The organism is Variovorax sp. 01T439_2 (assembly GCF_056398445.1).
The window spans coordinates 1-3,251 of the sequence record NZ_JBFTPJ010000682.1; the positions used below are offsets into that span (position 1 = coordinate 1).

Annotated in this window: 4 protein-coding genes; 1 reads left to right on the forward strand and 3 read right to left on the reverse strand. The window is 67.2% G+C overall.

All coding sequences use genetic code 11. The features are described 5' to 3' along the window. Together AC1DOC_RS25800 and AC1DOC_RS25805 are read right to left on the reverse strand one after the other, a co-directional pair. The coding region (locus tag AC1DOC_RS25800) for a glutathione S-transferase (RefSeq protein WP_478130768.1) at nucleotides 1-657 on the reverse strand (657 nt) is incomplete at its 3' end. Nucleotides 658-709: 52 nt separating this feature from the next. Beyond that, entirely contained in the window at nucleotides 710-1,342 is a 633-nt protein-coding gene (locus tag AC1DOC_RS25805) for an FMN-dependent NADH-azoreductase (RefSeq protein ID WP_015867587.1), read from the reverse strand. 104 nt (nucleotides 1,343-1,446) lie between these two features. On the opposite strand from AC1DOC_RS25805, the gene AC1DOC_RS25810 reads away from it, so the two are divergent. Further along, complete coding sequence (locus AC1DOC_RS25810; protein WP_015867588.1) at nucleotides 1,447-2,349, forward strand: LysR family transcriptional regulator; 903 nt, start codon at nucleotides 1,447-1,449, stop codon at nucleotides 2,347-2,349. A gap of 222 nt (nucleotides 2,350-2,571) precedes the next feature. Here the strand turns inward: AC1DOC_RS25810 and AC1DOC_RS25815 are convergent, their stop codons facing one another. Further along, nucleotides 2,572-3,144 carry a helix-turn-helix domain-containing protein gene (locus AC1DOC_RS25815; RefSeq protein ID WP_018906588.1) on the reverse strand — a complete coding sequence of 191 codons (573 nt, stop codon included), beginning with the start codon at nucleotides 3,142-3,144 and terminating at the stop codon, nucleotides 2,572-2,574. Nucleotides 3,145-3,251 lie beyond the last annotated feature (107 nt).

Genomic DNA, 3,251 nt, shown 5'->3' on the forward strand with positions numbered 1-3,251 from the left:
GTCGTGCACGCGCTGGCGGCGCCGGACGTTGTCGTGCAGCTTCTCGACCGCCGGCGTGGCGGCCAGCGCCCGGGCCGCGGCTTTCGGGAAGGCGTAGCGCAGGCCGTCCACCAGCTGGAACAGCGACAGGTCGGCATAGGTCAGCACATCGCCCACGAGGTGCGACGGCCCCGCGGGGTTGCGCTGCAGCACGCGCTCGAACCAGTTCAGGTACTTGGGTATCCGCTCTTCGCGGAAGGCCCGCGCGCGCTGCACCGCCGCATCGCGCTGGTCTTCGTAGTAGGCGCCGGTGGAGATCGGGTGGTGCGTGTCGTGCGCCTCGGCCACCACGTCGGCGATGGTGAGCTGCAGCTGGTGCGTCCAGAGGCCGTCGGATTCGCCGACGCCCGAAAGGCCCAGCCGCGGCCCCAGGTACAGCAGGATGGCCGCGGTCTGCCCCACGACGATGTCGCCGTCGATCAGGAACGGCGGCGCGAACGAAGGGCGGACGATGTCGGGGTCGTCGAGCCGGTCGCCCAGTGCGGACCCGCCGCCGCCCTTCGATTCGGGCAGCCGCGCCACGTCGACATAGTCCGCACCGGCCGCCTCGAGCGCGAGCCGCACGAATTCCCCGCGGCCCTGGATGGTGGGCCAGTAGTGGAGTTGATAGGTGGTCATGGAGCCATGGTGTCAGGCTCCGCATGCCCCTGCAACCGCCGCGCCCTTGCCCTCAGAGCCCCTCGGCAAGCTCCACCGCGCGGCGCCTGGCCTCGGCCCTGGCGCCGGCATCGACCTCCGGCCCCATCAGCGTTTTCTCGACCACCACGGAGCGCACCTCGCGCACGCCGATGAAGCGCAGCCAGGTCTCGATGTAGGGCAGCTGGAAGTCGAGCGCATGCGCGGAGCCGTCCTTGCCCAGGGGGTAGTCCAGGCCCCTTGCGCACACCACCGTCGCGCGCCGGGTCTGCAGCATGCCCGACAGGCCCGAGGCGTCGAAGCGGAACAGCACGTCCTTGTGCGACACCACGTCGATCAGGTGCTTCAGCTTGTAGGGAATGCCAAAGTTCCACAGCGGCATCGCCAGCACGATGTGGTCCGCGGCGTGGAAAGGCACGGCAATGCGCCGGACCTCGTCCCAGGCCACTTGCTGGGCGTCGCTCAGCGGCACGCCGTTGATGCCGGCGTACTTGGCATCGAGCATGTCCTGCGACAGCTCCGGCAGCTGCATGGTCCAGGGGTTCAGCGTGGTGACATGGCAGGCCGGGTGGATGCGCGTCACTTCATTGATGAAGGCGCCGGCCACCTCGATGCTGGCGGAGCGCGTCTTCCTGGGCGAGGTCTCGATGTAGAGCAGTTCTTTCATGGCGTGCAGGGGTGAGTGGTTCGGAACGCCGAGGCTAGGCAGCACGGACCCTGCACACAAGCAACATAATTTGCATCCATTCAGAACGAATTTCACTGAAACCCATGCTCGACTCCCAACAGCTGCGCGCCTTCGTCTCGGTGGCCGACCACGGCAGCGTGACGCGCGCGGCCGACGCCATGCACCTGACGCAATCGGCCGTGAGTGCGCAGATCCGGCGGCTCGAAGAGCAGCTGGGCTGCCGCGTCTTCGATCGCACCACCCGCTCGCTGCAGCTCACGGCCCAGGGCAGCGTGCTGCTGAGCTATGCGAGGAGCATCCTCAAGCTGCAGCAGCAGGCGGTCTCGCGGCTTGCGGCGCCGCGCCATGCGCCGGCCACGCTGCGCCTCGGATGCTCGGAGGGCTTTCCCAGCGAATGGCTGTTCGGCGCGCTCGCGGGCTTTCGCGAGCGCAGGCCCGACGTGCATGTGGAAATCAGCTGCGGCATCAGCACGATGCTGGCCAAACAGGTGCGGCAGCACTCGCTCGACCTGATGGTCGGCACGGTCTGCGACGCCGGCAGCGACACCGAAACGCTCTGGATGGAGCCGCTGGTCTGGGCCTTTTCGGCAAAGGCGCTGCTCGACCCCGAGGCGCCCGTGCCGCTCGCGTTCCTGTCGGAGCCCTGCCCGTTCCGCGAAGCCGCGCTCGCCTCGCTGGCCGGGCATGGCACGACCCACTGGCAGATCGTCCTTACTGCGCAGAGTTCTGGCGCATTGGTGGCGGCTGCAGCCGCCGGTTTGGCCATCACCGTGCTGACGCCTTCGGGCATGCCGTCTGGCCTGCGCTCCATTCCGCCGGGAAGCTTTTTGCCGGTGCTGCCGGCGGCGCGGTTTGTGATTCAGCACTGGAAAAGTGGCACTCCTTCCGAAGCTCTGTCAGCGCTGGCCGACGACGTTCGCGAGGCTTGTTTTCGGTGGCGCGGGGCGCATGCCGGTGCGTTCGAGTCGCGGGTGCGCACGGCGTGAGTCGAATCAAATTGCGGTCAAGCTACCGATCGTCGCCGTGTTGGGCTTGAAGCGACAACGCATCTTTCACGCGTGGCGCGTGGGCGAGCAATCAACCGACCAAACTGCGGTCTGCCCGAGCACAATCGCACCGCCACACACGGCCGCAGAGTTCTGGCAGCACCCCAGGGGCGAGAACTCGCCAGGTATCTCTTCCGAGAATATTGGCGCCGCTCTCCCCTTTCACTCGCGCAGCGTGAACACCACCGACAAGTAGGACACCGGCTGCACTTGGATCGTCTCAATCCCGTGCAGTGCGGTCGCATCGAACAGCAGCGAGTCCCCCGCCCCTACCGCCACCGACTTGCCGCCGTAGCGGTAGCTGACCTCCCCGGAMAGGAARTACAGGAACTTGAGRCCKGGRTGCTGGAAGGTCACATAGGGATCGGCRCCGGGCAGCAATGTGACCAGRTAGGGYTCGACGAACAGGTTGCCCGACAGCAGGTGGCCCAGCAGCTCGTAGCGGTAGTCCGCCACSGCGCCGATGCGATCRACCAAGACACCATGTCCTGCACGCACATGGCAAAAGTCAGTGCGCCGTGCCTGATCACTGAAGAAGCGTGAGGTCGGCACATGCAGGCCCTGCGCGAGGCGCTCCAGGGTCTCCACCGAAGGCGAGACCAGCCCGCGCTCGATCCGAGAAAGCATCGAGGCAGAAATCCCYGAGGTCTTGGCCAGTTCGCCGCCRGACACCTCGGCCGCCATGCGCAGCGCCCTCACCTGCGCGCCGATACGCGCCGCGGACAGACTGCGCACGACGGGCGTTGGCTGCCGTGACCGGGCACGTGTTACCGAAGCTGGCAGCCGCAAAGGCCGGGCGGTAGGTAACGGGGATGCAATTGCTCGATTGGGCATGTAGAGAC

Bases quoted from the DNA above. Each gene is read 5' to 3' on its own strand.
- AC1DOC_RS25805 (WP_015867587.1), bottom strand. From the start codon at position 1,342: ATGAAAGAACTGCTCTACATCGAGACCTCGCCCAGGAAGACGCGCTCC.
- AC1DOC_RS25810 (WP_015867588.1), top strand. From the start codon at position 1,447: ATGCTCGACTCCCAACAGCTGCGCGCCTTCGTCTCGGTGGCCGACCAC.